Raw genomic sequence first — 18,438 nt, forward strand, 5'->3', positions numbered from 1 at the left:
CTATCACCAATTTATTCTACTTTTCCTTTCATAACGATTCTCGTTAACAAATATGCAACACCTATAGAGATAACAAGTACTAGTAGATATTGGATCATACCTCCTTGTAAATATAACAATGTTCCTGGCAACATACTTGCGCCTGTTCCTTTTGCTGCTAAAGATACAATTCCAGCAAATGCACCACCAGCTGCACCACCAATACATCCCATTAAAAATGGTTTAATCAGTGGGAAAGTTATCCCATACATAACAGGTTCAGATATACCAAATAATGCTGGAATTAAAGCTGGAATCATATTTGCCCGTTTTTGTTTATTTCTCGTCATCATTACAATCGCAAGCCCTGCACCAAGTTGACCTGCAATCGCTGCACTTCCCATAGGATTGATGAAATCAAGACCAGTTTCAGCATAAATAGACACAATTATTGGTGTAACAGTATGATGCATACCTACAGAACATAATAATTGAATTCCACCACCATATACAATACCACCGATACCAAATGGTAATTGTAGCATACTTAAAATAATATCTGTAAGTCCTTTCTCAATTGCACTTAATACAGGTCCCACAATAAATAATCCCAATAACAAAGATATTAATAATGTTAAAAATGGTACTAATAACATATCCACAATATCAGGGATAATCTTATGTAATTTTTTCTCTAAAGTTGCTGCAAACCAGCCTAAACAAATTGCTGGAATAACAGAACTTTGATATCCCGTAACATTTAAAGTTATTGGCCCAAGAACAAACTTCAATGGTTCTGCCAGACCATTCACAACATTCCATTTATCTGGAAGATTAGGTGAAACAAGCATTAAACCTAAAACGATACCTAAAATAGGTGATCCTCCAAATTTTTTACAAGCTGACCATGTGACTAATACTGGGATAAAAGTGTAGGCAGTTCCTGTAAGAACATTAAACAAAGTATTTAAATTATCATCAAATTCGATATGAAGTCCATTTGTCATAAAACTTTGTAATCCCATTAAAATACCTGTCGCTAATAATACAGGAATAATAGGGATAAATATATCTGAAATCATCTTTGTCAATTGTTGGAATTTACCTGTAGTTTCATTTGTACTTACTTCTTGACAATCTTGTTCATCATAAATACCAGTTATCTTTTGTACTTCATCACATACTTTATTCACAAAACCAGTACCTAAAATGATTTGATGTTGTCCACTTTTTTCAAAGTAACCAGCAACTCCAGGTGCTTTTTTAATATTTTCAATATCTATTTTAGACGTATTTTTCAATGATAAACGTAGACGGGTTGCGCAGTGCATAACACTTACAATGTTTTCTTTTCCACCAACTGCTGCAATAATTTGTTCAGCTGTGACTCTTGGATCTTTTTTCATATGTTTTCTCCTCTCATGTCAAACCGGTTTTATATTTTTCGAAAAATAAACGTCCAATATCATGATATGCATGCTTTATTATGATATCGAACCGGTTTTACACATTAATGATATACTGCAAAATTCACTTTGTCAATAGAAACAGCAAAATTTATGTATGCCTTTACATAAACTTTGCTGTTTTTCATAACGTAGTATCTCCTAATTGTACTTCTACATCTAATATGATTTCTTTCTTTGCAGTTATTTTTCCTTCTATCATTTGAACAATTGTATCAACACTAGCATTTGCCAGCTTTTCAATTGGTTGCTTTATCGCAGTTAATGTACGCTCACCAATTCTTGTAATATACGTACCATCAAACGCAATTAATTTTAAATCATTTGGTACATGAATATTCCGCTCTTTAGCAATTGCAAGACATTCCATAATTGCCATATCTACACCAATAATGGCATCAACGTCTGGATATAAATGAAATGCCATTTCTGCTGCTTTTTTATATTTTTCTGTTGTAAAAGTGTTATGTCCTACTTCCACCTGATGAACTTGTATTCCATGCTTCAAAAACAATTCATGACAACATGATGCATAATCATTTTCCGCTTTCACAAGTATCATACTTCCTACCAATTGTATAACATGACGGCATTTATTATTTAATAAAATCTCTAATGTTTTTTCTGCTGCCTGATAATGATTAGAACTAACAACTGGTATATGTTCCCCAATAAACCTGTCCAAGGCCACAATAGGTTGTTTAGTTTTTTTATATCGATCAATATCCAGTGTATGCGCCCCCATAATAATCCCATCCATCGCTTTTCGATCTAACATATCAAGATAACTTTCCTCAATTTGTTCTCGACCAATCGTGCCACATACCATAGTCATATAACCATAATGAAATAATTTTAATTCTGCATATTTTATAAATGTTGCAAAGAATGGATGCATCACATCTGGCATTACAATACCGACAATATTACTTCTTCTGCTTGAAAGATTTTTAGCTAATTGACTGGGTACATAATTAAGTTCTCTCATCGCTTCTTCTACTTTAGCTCTTGTTTTAGCAGATACATATCCACTATTATTTACGACTAATGAAACTGTACTTTTCGCAACATTCGCTTTTTTTGCAACATCATTGATACTTGCCATGATAACACCCCATTTTCTTTTATAATGATATCATTCTTTCCAATACTTTTCTACTTCAATCTCATAAAAAAGAAAAGCAGCTTTCGCTGCTTACTTATTTGATTATCAAATCAGATATTTTAAACTCTTTTTTAATATCTATGCTTTTTCTTCCACTTTTTTTACTTTATCCTGTTCAATTGGCTTCTTTAATATACCCATCATGACCGCTGCAACAATGGTACCTACAACGATTGCGACAACAAACCCTACTTTTCCACTAACCATTGGCAAAGTAATAAAACTACCATGAGGTACTGGAGATGTTACACCAGTTAAGGAAGCAATCACTGCTGCGACAATACAACCGGTAATTGTAGATGGAAGAATGTGTTTTAAATCTGCGATTACAAATGGAATTGCGCCTTCTGTAATGCCCATGATTCCCATAATACCAGCTGTTTTCGCGGCACTGCGATCTGCTGATGTCCATTTATTTTTGAACATAATTGTGGATAAAGCTATCGCCATAGGTGGAATACCAGGGCATACACGGTAGATACCATTTGGTCCCATAACGCCTTCTGAAATTAATGCGATTGTAAACATTGTTACAGTCTTTGTAATTGGTCCACCCATATCAATTTCGCAAATTGCGCCAATGATAATCGCAAATAAGATCTGGTTAGCACCGTTAAGATTTGTTAAAAACTCCATTAATACATTAATCAATGATCCCATTGGATTTGCAATACAATAGATATAGAATAATCCTAATACTCCAGTGGAAATAACTGGCACAATTAAAATTGGCATAATAGACTTAATAACATTAGGAACTTTCCATGACTTCATCCATTTTACAAGGTAACCTGCCATAATTCCAAGAACCAATGCTCCTAAGAAACCTGTTTTTGCACCCGTTTCGCCAATCGTATTATTCGCAAGATATCCTAAGATAAACCCTGGTACAAGTCCTGGTCTGCCAGCGATAGAATAAGCAACATAAGCTGCTAATACAGGAATCATCATGAATAATCCAGCTGCACCTATTGTTTTCAGATTTGCCATTAATGGATTCGCAACAACAATACCTGTAGACGTTGCATCCCCTCCTAATAAGGATAATGAGAACAGAATACCACCGGCCACAACCATTGGCATCATGTATGAAGTACCTGTTAATAATGCTTTTTGTATATTCTTTAGTTCTTTCTTAAACCCTTCCATTGAAATTCTCCTCTCTATTTCAAATTATAATGTTGTAAAGCTTTATCAACGACACGTTCTGGATAAGATATTGCTTCATCCACATTTCCATAATAAATATCTTTTCCTTCAAATCGCTCTTCTTCTTCAATTTGGATACTAACGGCTAAAATAATCATATCTGCACGTTCTATATCCTCTTCGCTTAATTCATTTTCAATACCAATACTTCCCTGTGTTTCAAAATGATATTCATACCCTCTTTTTTTACATTCACTTTCTAATGCTTCCTGTGCCATATAGGTGTGGGCAATCCCTGTAGGACACGCTGTGATACCAACTACAAACATACGATCTCCTTTCTGATGTCATCATTGATCTGTTTTAAAAACTCAAATGCTTCTTCTTTTGTATTACAGGATTTTAAATGCTCTCTAAATTCCGGTTTCATCAGATTTTTGGATATCTGTGAAATAAATTTTAGATGTAATACATTTTTATCCTTTAAAGGAACACCAATCATAAAGATTAATTCTACTGGTTTTGTTTCAGCTTCACCCCAGTTGATTTCTTTTTCTGTTTTCATATATGCGATAAACGCTTCATTAACTGCATCACTCATGCCATGTGGAATCGCAACATCAAAACCAACTGCTGTAGAAAATTCATGCTCCCTTTGATACACTGCTTTTTTATATTCTTCTTGATTGTTAAGCAAGCCTAATGTTTCTGCCTCTTTGCATAATCGATTAATCGCTTCCTCTTGTGTTGTCACTGGCTCATTTACCATGACCAATTCTTTGCAAATCATGTTACTCCTCCCAATCTATACATTCCAGGAAATTCTTTTTTGTGATTCCTGTTTCAAACAGTTTTTCCAATTCTTCTGATTTTATCAGGTGATAAATTTCATCCAGTATCGCTTTACAGCTCATAAGATCCTGTTTATTGACATTGAAGAAAATTGCCATATGTACACTATGATTGGTCCACTTTATTGGTTTTTCTCCAATCCAGATGGAAACTGTAGTCTTATTCACAAAGTTTAGATTTCCATGCGGAATTGCTACCCCATATCTGTTATCTGTTGCGCCTTGCTGTTCACGCTTCAAAAGTGTTGCTTCGTATTCTTTCTGTACAATACCCTTTTCTACCAAATGTGTTACCATATGATGAATCACTGTTTCTTTATCTGTTTCATTTCCAACAAGTATATTTTCAGCTCGTAGATACTGGGACAAAATACTTTTGTCTACACTTCTTTTTTTCTCTTTCTGAAAAACAATATCCTGATAAAAAGCTCGTATATTTTGAATATCCATATCGCCCATTAATGCTGATACAACAATGGTTGGTTTACGCATCTCAATTTCTACTGTAGATATGATGAAATCAATGGATTCCAAATTAATTCTTAGTGCTTTTTCAACGGAAGCAACCTCCAATATATCTAATGGCGGCAATACGTTTTTGATACGATTTAAAACCATTTGACTTGATGCGATACCTAAAGGACAAATCAATAATACTTTCTTGCTCTTCTTCTCAAGGTCTACAATGTTTTGAAAATGAATCATCACAAACCCTACTTCATCTTCACTTAATTTTATATGTAATGCTTCACTTTCACTGTCCAACACGAACCATGTTAATTCAAACATAGAACCGAATTCTTTTTTCGTTTGTTCTAAAAGTTCATTTTGTAAATTAATTCCTGTACGTAAGCGAAATACCATGGCATGTAAATGTAGTAAAAGATTTTTCACAATATCCTCATACTGAAAGATATTCACATTTAATAATTCTTCCATTTTATGAATGATTCGATAAAAGATTTCTATCTCTGTTTCAGGGATTGTTTCCGTGCTTGGAAACTGTATTCTATCCGCAATCAGATAATTTGCGAAATAGTGGTAGTCTGCTTCAGTAAATTCTACCGTGATCTTTTTTGTGATGAAAGATAAGATTTCCCTAGCCAGCAACATATTCGGCTGTTCCATGATTTTATCTAATAACAAAGCATCCTGAAGGGCTTGAATATGGTGATTTTGTATACATCTGGTTGTCAATATGACCATGATATTCACGATATGGTTAAAGTAATGCTCTGGTATTTCCATTTTTCTGATATCTTCAAAACTTCGTATGATATCAAAACATGTCTTTACGATAACATCATCATATATCTCTGTTAATTTCATGGATTGACTCACTGCATCTTCACTCGCCATCAACATCAATCTTTGAATCTGTTCCTCACTGCCTTTGATACAGATATGCATTTTTTCAACACATAACTGTGCTCCTGAAGTAACATAGCGACGATTCAAAATATCAATATCATTTCTGATAGAACTTACAGAAACATAAAACTCATCACTGATATCCTCTATTTGACAAGGTATTTCTTCAATAATGATTCGCTGTAACAGAATAAATCTTCTTGTTTCTGGATAATAATCCTCTTCTCCATCATCTATGTTATCGTACGTCGCCACATCTGTATTTTTCTGAACCCTGATTCCTTGTCCCGGCATTGTTTGTATTTGATAACCCTTTTTCTCCATTAACGGTTTTATCTTATCTAAATCAGAATAAATTGTACGTTTACTAACACCCAGCAATTCTGCATAGTCAGCTACCGTTAATACCTTTTTTTGTTTAATCAAGATTGCCATTAATTGATCTAACCTTTTTGAAACCATACCTTCACCTGCTTTCATTGATCAGGGCAGCTGTTCTTCAAAGATAAGAAGTGATTTTTTTAGATTTTCTACATTTTGTTGTAAAATATCTTCTTTTTTGAAAATACCGCCTGCACTTCCTGCGTATGTATATCCCCCTTTCGTTAATATCTCTTTTACATTGCCACTGTTTACGCCACCAACTGCCATCAATGGTAATGTTCCTAATGGTTCACAAACTTTATTTGCGTAATTTTGTGATACTTCATTTGCGGGGAAAACTTTAATAATATCAGCGCCTAATTGTATTTGATGATAAATCTCACTTGGTGTAAATGCTGCTGGTATAGAAGTCACATGATGTTCTTTACAATATTGAATCATTTCTTGTGTAAAACCAATTGGCGATAACACGAAGGAAACACCCAATGCAATTACTGCTTTTAAATCATCAAAATGTATGACAGTTCCTGCGCCTATACATAACGCTCCTTGATATTGTGATACGATTTTTTTAATTGTATCCAAAGCATTTTCTGTATTGAGCGTAATTTCTACATTTTTCACTTTGGATCCCATCTTTAATACTTCACATACGGTTTTTACTTGTTCATAAGTATAACCCCGCAATATAACTGTTACATAACCTTTCATTCCATCACCTTCCTTACAATTTCATTATACCTTGCATATTTCCTTTTCAAAGTCAGCCTGTTGCAATGGCTTGTTGCAACTTTTTTGCATATACTCTGTATAATATTTCTTAATGATTGTATAAGATTTATCATCTATTTCCATTGTTTCCAACAAGCGGACTCCTTGTTTAGATTCTTCCTTTTCATCATATACAAGCGCTGCTGCTATCGATTTCAAAAGGATATTTGCATCCTTTTGTGCTTGATGTAGTAATACAAAAGGCCTCATAAATCTTTCGTTTGCTTCCAGTTTACGCTTAACATCTCTACAATTACGCTGTATACTGTCCTGAATAAATGGATTTGAAAATTTATCTATTGCACCTTGCGCAAAAACCTGTTGATCATGTAATGATACATGAAAATAGTCTGCTAAAATAGGATTTAAAGATTGCATTAAATCTTCTGCATCTTTTCGTATTTCGATATCTAATGCTGCTTCATGTAACAGTTTGTATCCTTTTAAATATCCTGAGTAACAAAACAAAGCAGATAATAAATTATATGTATAAAGCTTACGTTCCATAAAAAGATGAAAATCTTCTATTGGAGTTACATTTTCCAGATATATTTGATCTAATGCTTTATTTTTGATTGGCAAGTAACATATATCCTGAGAGATGATATCAATTTCATGCATGGTATTGGTTGTACAAAAAATACTGCCTTCACTTATTTGAATATCTTCAACACCTAAAAATCCTTGTAATTTAGATGCTACATCTATTCCATTTTCAAATGTTACGATTGCTTTATCTTTCAGAAGATGGCAATATGGTTTCAAATTATTTGCCAATTCTTCATAATGCTCTAATCCTATAGAAACTGCGACCATATCACAATGTGTTAAACAGTATTGATAATTTTTCTGTGTCGCACAATAAGCCTGATAATTAAAAATATTCTTAGCAGGTTTCGTATTACCATAAAATGATATCTCATAATTTTTAGATGCTTCCAATTTATCAATGAGAGCTTCATCCTTATCCACAAACAAAATATGATCTTTTGAATCAATATATTGTGGTAAAAATCCTCTGCCACTTTTCCCAGCGCCTATAATCAGAATGGTATGATTCATTGGATAACATCCTGCAAAAAGTGATAACATTTATCTTCTAATGCCCATACTTTTTCCTTATCGCTTTCTCTGATTTCCATTGTGACAAGAATTTCTCCAGAACTGACTTCATCTAATGCTTCTAATATATCTCTTGCGACTTGTTGATTTAAAAATCCTTCTTCACATAAATCAATATGCCAATCACCAAAACGTGGATTCGTTTCATCTAAAATGGCATTCGCAAAATGTACACGTGAAATATATGGTGCTAAAGCTTGGATGCTTTCTTTGAAATCATCTTTGTTTAATGCCACATGTGCACTATCCCAGCTAATGGACAATTTTTGGTCTTGAAATACAGATTTATCGAATCTTGATAGGAACTCCAATGTTGTCTTGGTATCTCCCAACACATTCTTTTTATGTGCAAAAGCATCTAATGGTTCTACCAGAAGCTTTGTAGGATAGCCTTGTTCCTGTATATAAAGCAATAATTCTTTAAGGGATTTTTCAAATTGACATAAGCCATCTGCACGCTTGCCATCGACCATTTTTCCACTTGCTAATCCAATAAATTCTCCATGAGTTTTGGTAGAAGTTGTAATCATTTCTTTTACTTTTTCTACTGCTTTTATTCTGTTCTCTTCGCATAAATCACTAAGATTTAATCCAGCTCTACCTAACTGTCCTGTTGTCCAATAAGTAATTCTCCAATCTGGTTTCAAATCAAGAAATGCTTGAATAAATTCTTCTCCTTCCACTAGCCTGGTTTCAATACTTGTATAATGACCCTGTGTTTTTAATCTACGATATAGTTCTATAGAATCTTCTGGTGTTTTTATACAAGGATCAAAAACATTTGACACAAGTAATGATGGTATGTATGTAATATTTTTCATACGCTCGCTCCTTTCTTTCTGATTTCATACTATCATGTTTCCGTTTTGAAGTTTAATCAACGAATTTCAACTAGCTGTTGCAAAAATCTTCTTTTGTATGAATGAAAGAAAGTCATCTTTTGTATAATTCATAATGAGTTCATCTGGAAAATCAATATCATAAAAATATTGCTGAATCTCTTGATAGTTTTTGATATCTGAAGGATCATGCGCATCACTGCTTAAAAGTATCTTCACTTTGTAATATTTACACAGATTCAATAATAAATGATCATTTTCTATGACATTTTTTCTAATATCAAGATTTCTTAAAGAATTATTGTTTATCTCTATAAGGACATGATGATCTTTAGCCACCTGCACAATCTTCTCATAATCTAATGGAATGTTTGCGTCATCTGGATGTGAAATAATATGTATTTTAGGATGTTTCATTGCCTCTATCATATTTTCTGTATTTGTTTTTTTGTCTTTACTTTGATAACAATGCAAGTGAAAGCCCGCAATCGCATAATCTAATAAATCAAGTGTTTTATCGTCCATAGACAATTTTCCATCTAAGATATTTACTTCTGCACCATATAGTATTGGTAAACCATATAAACATTTTGGAGCTACATCTAAATTTCTAAAATAAATAGGATCACATGCCCCCGGTATCCCCTGATCATGCTCACTAAAACCTAAAAGCTGTAAGTTTTTTTCATACTTTGCTGCATATGCCATTTCACGAATTGTACCAAAAGCATGTCCACTGGCAATGGTATGTGTATGTACATCTAGTTCTATATCTTCTAATCTGATTTTCATTTTCATTCTTCCTTCCTGCTTTTTTATCACAGTACCATAGAGAGCCTTTCATTAAAAACTAGATTTCTGCAACAATAGGTTGAAAAATATATAATTAAAAAATACGTTATCCGCGTATTTTTCGCAAAAGAAAAGCAGCTTTCGCTGCTTACTTATTTCACTTCAATCAATTCATATTCTCTTGTACCTAAACCAATCTTTTCCGCATGTTCCAAGCATACCTTCCAATTTGTTTCAGGTGTTGTATTCGTAAAGTGATCATGATGATCATGGAATCCTTCCTCATGCATATGATCATTTAACAAACTGTTTGGCATTGGTGTTTGTGCATTGCAGGCATCTGCGCAAGCCTGATCTAATGCAACAGGATCAAAACTAGCAAACATACCAACATCAGGTAAAATCGGCGCATCATTTTCCGCATGACAATCGCAATATGGTGAAATATCAATAACTAAATTAATATGGAAGTTAGGTCTGCCGTCCACAACAGCTTTGCTATATTCCGCGATTTTTTTATTTAAATCATCATTTGCACTATCATTTTCGTTATAAATAGCATCATAATTACAAGCACCCATACAACGGCCACAACCAACACATTTATCATGATCAATAGAAGCGTGATTGTTTTCATCAAAACTGATCGCACCATGTGCACAATTTTTAAAGCACATATGACAACCTGTACAGATAGATTTATCTACACTTGGCTTACCAGATTTATGTTGATCCATTTTTCCTGCACGTGAACCACATCCCATACCAATATTCTTTAAAGTTCCTCCAAATCCAGTACATTCATGTCCTTTAAAGTGGCTTAATGAAATAAATACATCCGCATCCATAATCGCACGGCCAATTTTTGCACTCTTACATAATTCTCCATTCACAACAGGTACCTCTACATCATCAGTACCTTTTAAACCATCACCAATGATCACATGGCATCCAGTACTAAATGGTGAAAAGCCATTTTCATATGCTGCCTCCATATGATCTAATGCATTCTTTCTACGACCAACATAAAGTGTATTACAATCAGTCAAAAAAGGCATACCACCTAATGACTTCACAACATCAACGATAACTTTTGCATAGTTTGGGCGTAGATAAGAAAGATTTCCCGGTTCTCCAAAATGAATTTTTATCGCAACCATCTTTTTCTCAAAATCAATATTTCCGATACCAGCTACTCTGACTAACTTATTCAATTTCTGAGGCAGGTTTGTACCAGGCAATGCACGCATATCTGTAAAATAAACCTTTGATTTTTCCATATCCTATTTCCTCCTTATATTTACTAAATCCATTTTATACCAAATAAATTCACATAGCAATATTTAATCAGAATCACTTTTTAGAATATTAAAAAAATACTGCTATTTAAACAGTATTTTTATAAAAATTTATATTTTAATACGCCAAATCCAACAAGCCATCGAGATTACCGCAATAGCATAAATCAAGCTCTTTTATATCCATAAAATCATCTGGTAAAAATAAAGAACTGGATTTTTTTGAAGATATTACCTGACTGCTTTGTAGAATTTCTGCCACAAACTGTGAACAGAAATAGCGATGGTTGATTTTATGTCCGATATGCAAAAGACATAAAGCCACTCCCAATTTACTATACTTATAATGTTTAGATCTAGCCTCATGCCGTTTTAAGATGATACAAATTTCTTCATATACCTCATCACTAACATGAATTTTATATAACCGGCATGGCGTTTCTAACCTGCATTCTTTAGAGAATCTATGGAATTGTTCCCTGCGAAATCCTTTGGTCACAATACTATAAAATTCTTCGTATTTCTCATCAATACCAATAGAAGCATGCGTATAAGAAGATCTTGTCAATCCTCTGATGGCTTTAGAAGCTCTATCAGAAAATTTTGTTAATAATACATAAACGTATTTATCATTTGGTTGAATGGACATAGCTGCATCCTTTCTTATTTTTTTAAAGTCCAGTCCATTGTACCATACATGATATCTTTTCGTATACTGATTTTTTCAGAAACTTATACCAATTTCCAACAATGATTATAAAACGCCTTTATATTCCCCTGATTTTAATCTTTTGGTAAAAATTATAAAAGCAGTATAGCTTAAAATTGTTATACTGCTTTTACTATCTATTCTAAATTTTTTCCATTTGTTGCGATAACATTTTTATACCAATAGAATGAATCTTTTTTATATCGTTTGCATTCTTTCACATCATCATCGCTGCGGTCAACGTAAATAAATCCATAACGCTTGGCGATTCCATTGCTTGTGGATAGTAAGTCAAATGCGGACCATGGGTTATATGCAATCAGCTGCACACCATTTGAAATTGCATTTTTCATGGCTTTGATATGTTCTCTAATATATTCAATACGATAAGGATCATGTATTGTACCATCTTTTTCTAATGTATCATATGCGCCAAATCCATTTTCACAAATCATCATAGGTTTATGATAACGATCATTAATATCTTCTAACACATATTGTAGTCCCATTGGATCAATTGGCATAGAGAAATCTGTAGCGCCAATGAATTCATTTTTACAGCCTTCAAATAAATCTGGCTGCACTTCGTAAACAACATCTCCTCCTTTACCGATTTTATTGTTCTGTTTAGAGCGTCGTGCTGCCCCAGGTGTAGGTGCTTTTACACAGGCACTTTGGTAATAGTTGATGCCAAGGAAATCAAAACATTCTGAACCTTTTTTAATTAAATCCATATCACCTTCCTGTATTTCAAATTCAAGACCCTGACGTTTTAAATATGCCATAACAGAATCTGTATACACACCCTTAAAATATGCATCCATATAGAAATAATTTTTAAACGCATTCGCATTTTTAGCAGCAAGAACATCCTGAGGTGCACATGTATGTGGATAGTACGGTGCCATATCCAATGCTGCACCACATTGCCCATTTGGTACTATTTCATGAACAGCAATTGCAGCCTTTGCATGTGCTAAATTCATATAATGATTTGCCTGATAACGGAATTTCGGATTAAATTTATCTTCCATTGAGATTTTATTTTTACGGTCAATATAATTTACTACAATACTTTGTTCATTGATTGTTAACCAATAACGTACCTTATCTTTATATTCATTCAAAATAAATCTTGCATAATACTCAAAATCATCTACAATTTGGCGATTCGCCCATCCACCATATTTCTCAACTAAAGCCATGGGTAAATCATAATGCCACATAGTGACAATCGGTTCAATATGATGAGCTCTTAATTCATCAATTAAATTGTGATAAAATTCTACACCTTTTGGATTTGGTTCACCTACTCCATCTGGCAGTACTCTTGACCAGTTGATGGAAAAACGATAAGACGTAAATCCCATTTCTGCCATTAGTGCTACATCTTCTTTATAGTGATGATAATGATCACTTGTAACACTGGCATCTGCATATCCATATTCATCGTGAATTTCACGATTGATAACATCCTGTTGATTGTCTTTTTTTCCATCTTCGTTTGCAGCGCCTTCACATTGATAAGCACTCGTTGCGGCTCCCCATAAGAAGCCTTTAGGGAAACTATTTACATATTCCATTAATTTTTTCCTCCAGTTTTCTATTCATCTTCATCATTTGTTCCATCACATTCACTTCTGATGCAATTGTCATCAATGTATCCTGTGCATGTATAAACAATAAGCATATTTCGATTTTATCGCCTCTTGCTTCATCCTGAATTACCTTGGTCTGTGATAGATGTGCTTTTTTTACATTTTCTTTTGCAGAAACTAACAACTCCTGTGCTTTATCTTTTTCTCCATCCATTTCTGCAATCATCGCTTTTGTGGCCAAATTTCTTGCTTCACCTGCATGCAGAATGATTTCCATAGCTACATTTATAATTTTTTCATCCATATAACAACGTCACCCCTTTAAGCGATTGCTTTCGTTTCTGTATTCTTCACTTCTTTTCGTTCTTCTTTTTTTAAAAGTTTCATCTCTTCTTCTGCCATTGTTACTTTTTCAAATGTTTTGAAGAATGGATAATAAATGATGATATCCAACGCAAGAACGACTGCCCACCACAGAATTCCCATCATATCGCCTGTAAACATAACAGTTGAAATAGGTGCTGGAATAGTTGCGACCATTGCAAGTTCAATAGTAGGAACAGCTAATAATCCCATTTTCATAATAACATATACAATCGTTGCATTTACAAAGGTACAAATATACATTGGAAGCATTAGAACTGGATTAAATACCATTGGTGCTCCATACAATACTGGTTCATTAATGTTGAAAATAGAAGGTCCAATACATACTTTACCTAAAGTTTTTAATCGTTTACTTTTTGATGTTAGCAATAGAATATTAAATGCTAGTGTACATCCCATACCACCCAATACACATAAAGCGATTCCATTACATACTTCTGAAGTTGTTAGATTTGTCGCAATACCGCCAGCTGCTACTGCCGCAACATTGGCAGCCTGTGCAGGAATAAAGATAGCATTTCTAGGACCTGACCAAGTCCAGCCAGATATACCAAGAGAATAGAAGAATACTGGAATAAAGATAACCAATAAGAAACCAGGATATGTTTGTGCGATTGCCTGTACTGGTTCAAAAATCAATAATACCAATGGATATAAATCTACATCAAAATCGATAATTAATATCTTCATGGTAAGAATTGTTATAAAAATCGGTATAATATTTTTAATCCATTCCTGAACAAACTCTGGAACAGTTTTATTATTTTTAAACAATTTCATCTTAGCAACCATATGGAAGATAAATGCAACGTATAATCCTACAATAATTGCAACTACAATACCCGTAGGTCCAAAACGGTTCCATGTAACAGAATATACTCCATCCACAATGGTTCCTTTCATTGTTAGAATATATGCACAGATACCAGTTAACCCTCCGACAACCTGATATCCACGATGTTTCAAAGATCCCATTAACTGATACACCATCATAAATGATACTAACAGAGCTAACAGATTGAATGTATATGTCGTAACATCACTTAGATTTGGTAAAAAGTTTGGAAAATATGGTTGTACAACATTATAGAAGAAAATGACACAACCGGTTAAGATAAATGGTAAACATTTGACGATACCTGCAGAAAATCCAGATACCCATGGCCTATTAGTAAATCTTTGTACTGCTGGCGTTAATGAATTCTGAAGCCAGTCCATTAATTTTTTCATATTTGCTCTCCTTGTTTTACATAATATTATTTTTCTAATTGCTCTAATGCGAAATCTACAAGTCCTTCTCCATCAAGCGCTCCATAGATTTTTTGTGGAATCACTGCGACTGGAATATCATATGGCTCTGCCATTTCCTCAAATTCATCTAAGTGTGATTCATAATGAGGTCCTAAGAGTAATAATTGATAATCCTCTAATACATCTTCTACCACACTTTGACTTTTGGCATCGATATTGATATCTGCTTGTTTCATGTCTGCAGCTTTTTGTGCTCGTTGTGCTAAAAATCCAGAACTCATTCCTGCTCCACAGCACAATAAGATATTATATTTTGGCATTTGTTTTTGCCTCCTTTCAACTTACACCACTATTATGCGAAAACTTACATAACAAAAAAAGTTTAGCATTTTCATTCAATGACGAAATTTTGGAACTTTTTTAAAATACCATGAAACGGTATAATTTGATTGTAAATTAAGATATAATATGTATCATGTTTCATAAAATGGTTCATATTGGGAGGTATATGAAATGGTCACGAAAAGAGATATCATACAATTCTTAAACAATTCTCATACAGAATTATTAACTACCAAATCTATTGCTGCTCATTTTAATGTTACTCAAAGAACCATACAAAATTACTTAAAAGAGATCAAAGAAGAGTATCAGGATTGTATAGAAACTACATCAAAAGGAATTATCGTTAAGCAATCATTAGAGTTAAAAGAAGATTACTCTATTCCTTTGACCTATGAAGAAAGAAAATCCTATATTCTACGAAATCTTTTGGTAAATAATTATCGCTTTGATATAGATAATCTTGCTGAATATTTATGTATTTCAGAAGTTACCCTACAAAATGAAATAAAAAAGATCAGACGCAGTATTGAAAAATATGGTCTGGTCCTTAAAACAAAAAATAATCAATTATTTATCAATGGTACCACAAAAGATAAAAAAGCTCTTATGATTCAGCTAATTTATGGTGAAGCAGAAAATTCACTGGTCAGTCTGTCAACACTGAATGATATCTTTCAAAATTATAATGCAGAAGAAATCCGTGATATTCTCATACAAAAGCTAAACGATGCACATTTCTTTATGGATGAATATTCCCTGATTAATTTATTACTTCATATATTAATCGCGATGGATCAGCAGCAATCTTTATCTCTGACACAAATCAATGAGGATATGCATCAAGAATTTAGAGATTTAAATCACCATTTTGTATCAATTATTGATGAAGTGTGCAAATCACTCGAAGAAATTTATAAAGTGAAATTCACTAGTAGTAATCGTTATCAGTTTACACTGCTCTTAATGACAAGAGCTATCAGAAATAAAGAAATCGAAGGAATTGATCGTACAAAATTATCTGTAAGTAATGAAATATTATCATTGGTAAGCTACATCATATCTGAAATTTACAAAATTTATGACATTGATTTAAATACCAATGAATTCGTCATCGCATTTTCTTTACATATTAAAAATATGTTGATTCGCCTAAAAGAACAAATTTCCATTCATAATCCATTATTATATAATATAAAATCTACTTCCCCATTTATCTATGACATTGCTGTTTATATTTCTAATTTAATCAGCAAGGAACAACATGTGGAAGTATATGATGATGAAATCGCCTATATTGCTTTACATATCGGTGCTCGAATAGAGGAATTAAATAGCATCAGAGATAAGTTAAAAGCAGTTTTGGTCTGTCCACAATATTATTCTTATTATAATCAACAGTTTAAAAAAATTGAAACGTACTTTCACGATGATATGATGATTTCATCTATTGTCACAAATCCTATTGAATTAGAGGATATATCATGTGATATTATTCTTTCCACAATTCCTGTGAATAAAGGAAATCATTGTGTGTTGATATCAAATTTTTTCAATGAAAATGATAAAGACAATATCAGCATCATGATCAAACGATTAAAAAAAGCAAAAGCAAGGGATAAAACAATTGATTTACTAAGAAAGCTCATTGATAAAAAGTTGTTTACCCTCCATGCAAAGTACCAATCAAAAGAAGATGCTATCAATCAAATGAGTGATGCTTTACACTCTCTTGGTTATGTACAAGAAGAATTTAAACAGAAAATATTTGATAGAGAAAAGATATCCGCTACCAATTTTGGTATGATTGCAATACCACATCCTATTGATTTTTACGCTAACAAAACAGTGATAGAAGTATCAATATTAAAAACTCCTGTTTTATGGGGAAATACTTCCGTAAGAATTATCTTTATGGTATGTATTAATAAGCGTGACTTTTCTAATTTTTCAGATGTATTTTCCTTTCTTGCAGGAACATGCAGTGATGATGAAAATCTAGAACGATTAGTTAATGTCAAATCATATGATGAATTTATGAATACCATTATTGCTTTATATGAATAAAAAAATACCATTTCCTGCCCATTGGAAACGGTATTTTTCTTCTACAATAAATATTTTTCCACAAACTCCGCAATACCATCATGGTCACAATCGCCTGTGATATAATCCGCAACACTCTTTGTCAGCTCACTGCCATTTTCCATGACCACACCAACACCAGCGTTTAACGTCATGTCATGATCATTATCAGCATCCCCAAAGGTACAAAGATTATCCATTGTCCAGCCGTGTAATCCCATAATTTCCTCCAAGCCATATGTCTTTGTGACTCTTGGATCCATATATTCATACAATACACTTGCCGTAATTAATCCTGATGATTTATAGTTATCATTATGGAATGTCTTACTTCTTTCAATTACTGTATCCATGTATTCTGGCTCAAATACCAACATTACTTTTGGTTTTGGCTCCGCTAAAAATTCATCAAAATCTACGACACGATAATCAATACCATCTGCCTTAGAAAGCATTTTAATTAAATCATCATCCTTTGGCGCAAACAACAATCCATCATATGGAATCGCAAAATTTACATTTAAATCTTCATAATGCGCAATAATTTCTTTGATCAATGCACCATCTAAAGGAAAACTTGCTTTATCAAAATCCAACGTTACATCAAAAACTTCACCGCCACCGCTTCCAACAATGGCATCTACTAGACCTTCAATTCCCCATTCACCAAGCTGATTTCTTACACTCTTTACATCACGCCCTGTACATAAACCAAAAAGAATACCTTTTTCTTTTAACTTTTTGATTGCTTTGACTGTCTTTTCAGTCACAACTCCAGCATTACCCAATATTGTACCATCTACATCACACATAACTGCTTTTATATCTAATCCATTTACCATGTACCTTAACCTCCTAGCCTTTTTCTCATACACAATC

The 18,438-nt window shown here is 33.2% G+C and carries 18 protein-coding genes; 1 reads left to right on the top strand and 17 read right to left on the bottom strand.

Annotated features, from left to right (window positions below; genetic code table 11):
- Positions 1–11: 11 nt before the first annotated feature.
- From DW761_RS00320 to DW761_RS00395, 16 genes are all read right to left on the bottom strand, one after another.
- Entirely contained in the window at positions 12–1,385 is a 1,374-nt protein-coding gene (locus tag DW761_RS00320; RefSeq protein WP_117451429.1) for a PTS transporter subunit EIIC, read from the bottom strand.
- A 184-nt stretch (positions 1,386–1,569) separates the two neighbouring features.
- Positions 1,570–2,550 carry a LacI family DNA-binding transcriptional regulator gene (locus DW761_RS00325; protein ID WP_117451427.1) on the bottom strand — a complete coding sequence of 327 codons (981 nt, stop codon included), beginning with the start codon at positions 2,548–2,550 and terminating at the stop codon, positions 1,570–1,572.
- A gap of 138 nt (positions 2,551–2,688) precedes the next feature.
- Positions 2,689–3,759, bottom strand: coding sequence for a PTS fructose transporter subunit IIC (locus DW761_RS00330; protein WP_117451425.1), 1,071 nt, complete (start codon positions 3,757–3,759; stop codon positions 2,689–2,691).
- Between the two features lie 14 nt (positions 3,760–3,773).
- Positions 3,774–4,088, bottom strand: coding sequence for a PTS fructose transporter subunit IIB (locus DW761_RS00335; protein WP_117451423.1), 315 nt, complete (start codon positions 4,086–4,088; stop codon positions 3,774–3,776).
- Positions 4,079–4,549 carry a PTS sugar transporter subunit IIA gene (locus DW761_RS00340; protein WP_117451421.1) on the bottom strand — a complete coding sequence of 157 codons (471 nt, stop codon included), beginning with the start codon at positions 4,547–4,549 and terminating at the stop codon, positions 4,079–4,081. The genes DW761_RS00335 and DW761_RS00340 overlap by 10 nt, the downstream gene beginning before the upstream one ends.
- 1 nt (position 4,550) lies before the next feature.
- A complete protein-coding gene (locus DW761_RS00345) occupies positions 4,551–6,443 on the bottom strand; it encodes a BglG family transcription antiterminator (protein ID WP_158552175.1) in 1,893 nt (630 codons plus the stop codon).
- Between the two features lie 21 nt (positions 6,444–6,464).
- Complete coding sequence (locus tag DW761_RS00350) at positions 6,465–7,076, bottom strand: bifunctional 4-hydroxy-2-oxoglutarate aldolase/2-dehydro-3-deoxy-phosphogluconate aldolase (RefSeq protein WP_117451417.1); 612 nt, start codon at positions 7,074–7,076, stop codon at positions 6,465–6,467.
- 24 nt (positions 7,077–7,100) lie between these two features.
- Entirely contained in the window at positions 7,101–8,198 is a 1,098-nt protein-coding gene (locus tag DW761_RS00355; protein WP_158552174.1) for an NAD(P)-binding domain-containing protein, read from the bottom strand.
- The gene (locus DW761_RS00360) at positions 8,195–9,079 is read right to left on the bottom strand and encodes a sugar phosphate isomerase/epimerase family protein (RefSeq protein WP_117451413.1); all 885 of its coding nucleotides are present in this window, start codon (positions 9,077–9,079) and stop codon (positions 8,195–8,197) included. Before DW761_RS00360 ends, DW761_RS00355 begins: the two co-directional genes overlap by 4 nt.
- 66 nt (positions 9,080–9,145) lie before the next feature.
- The gene (locus tag DW761_RS00365; protein WP_117451985.1) at positions 9,146–9,889 is read right to left on the bottom strand and encodes a phosphatase; all 744 of its coding nucleotides are present in this window, start codon (positions 9,887–9,889) and stop codon (positions 9,146–9,148) included.
- Positions 9,890–10,041: 152 nt separating this feature from the next.
- Complete coding sequence (locus tag DW761_RS00370; RefSeq protein ID WP_117451411.1) at positions 10,042–11,169, bottom strand: DUF362 domain-containing protein; 1,128 nt, start codon at positions 11,167–11,169, stop codon at positions 10,042–10,044.
- Between the two features lie 136 nt (positions 11,170–11,305).
- Positions 11,306–11,836, bottom strand: coding sequence for a hypothetical protein (locus DW761_RS00375; RefSeq protein WP_117451409.1), 531 nt, complete (start codon positions 11,834–11,836; stop codon positions 11,306–11,308).
- A 197-nt stretch (positions 11,837–12,033) separates the two neighbouring features.
- Complete coding sequence (locus DW761_RS00380) at positions 12,034–13,479, bottom strand: glycoside hydrolase family 1 protein (RefSeq protein WP_117451407.1); 1,446 nt, start codon at positions 13,477–13,479, stop codon at positions 12,034–12,036.
- Entirely contained in the window at positions 13,463–13,798 is a 336-nt protein-coding gene (locus tag DW761_RS00385; protein WP_117451405.1) for a PTS lactose/cellobiose transporter subunit IIA, read from the bottom strand. Before DW761_RS00385 ends, DW761_RS00380 begins: the two co-directional genes overlap by 17 nt.
- 17 nt (positions 13,799–13,815) lie before the next feature.
- Entirely contained in the window at positions 13,816–15,111 is a 1,296-nt protein-coding gene (locus DW761_RS00390) for a PTS sugar transporter subunit IIC (RefSeq protein WP_117451403.1), read from the bottom strand.
- A 26-nt stretch (positions 15,112–15,137) separates the two neighbouring features.
- Positions 15,138–15,452 carry a PTS sugar transporter subunit IIB gene (locus DW761_RS00395; protein WP_117451401.1) on the bottom strand — a complete coding sequence of 105 codons (315 nt, stop codon included), beginning with the start codon at positions 15,450–15,452 and terminating at the stop codon, positions 15,138–15,140.
- Between the two features lie 193 nt (positions 15,453–15,645).
- On the opposite strand from DW761_RS00395, the gene DW761_RS00400 reads away from it, so the two are divergent.
- Positions 15,646–17,541 carry a BglG family transcription antiterminator gene (locus tag DW761_RS00400; RefSeq protein ID WP_117451399.1) on the top strand — a complete coding sequence of 632 codons (1,896 nt, stop codon included), beginning with the start codon at positions 15,646–15,648 and terminating at the stop codon, positions 17,539–17,541.
- A gap of 41 nt (positions 17,542–17,582) precedes the next feature.
- Here DW761_RS00400 and DW761_RS00405 read toward each other — a convergent pair whose 3' ends face one another.
- A complete protein-coding gene (locus DW761_RS00405; protein WP_117451397.1) occupies positions 17,583–18,401 on the bottom strand; it encodes a Cof-type HAD-IIB family hydrolase in 819 nt (272 codons plus the stop codon).
- Positions 18,402–18,438 lie beyond the last annotated feature (37 nt).

The organism is Absiella sp. AM29-15 (assembly GCF_003434225.1).
GTDB classification, from domain to species: Bacteria; Bacillota_I; Bacilli_A; order Erysipelotrichales; family Erysipelotrichaceae; genus Hoskinsella; species Hoskinsella hominis.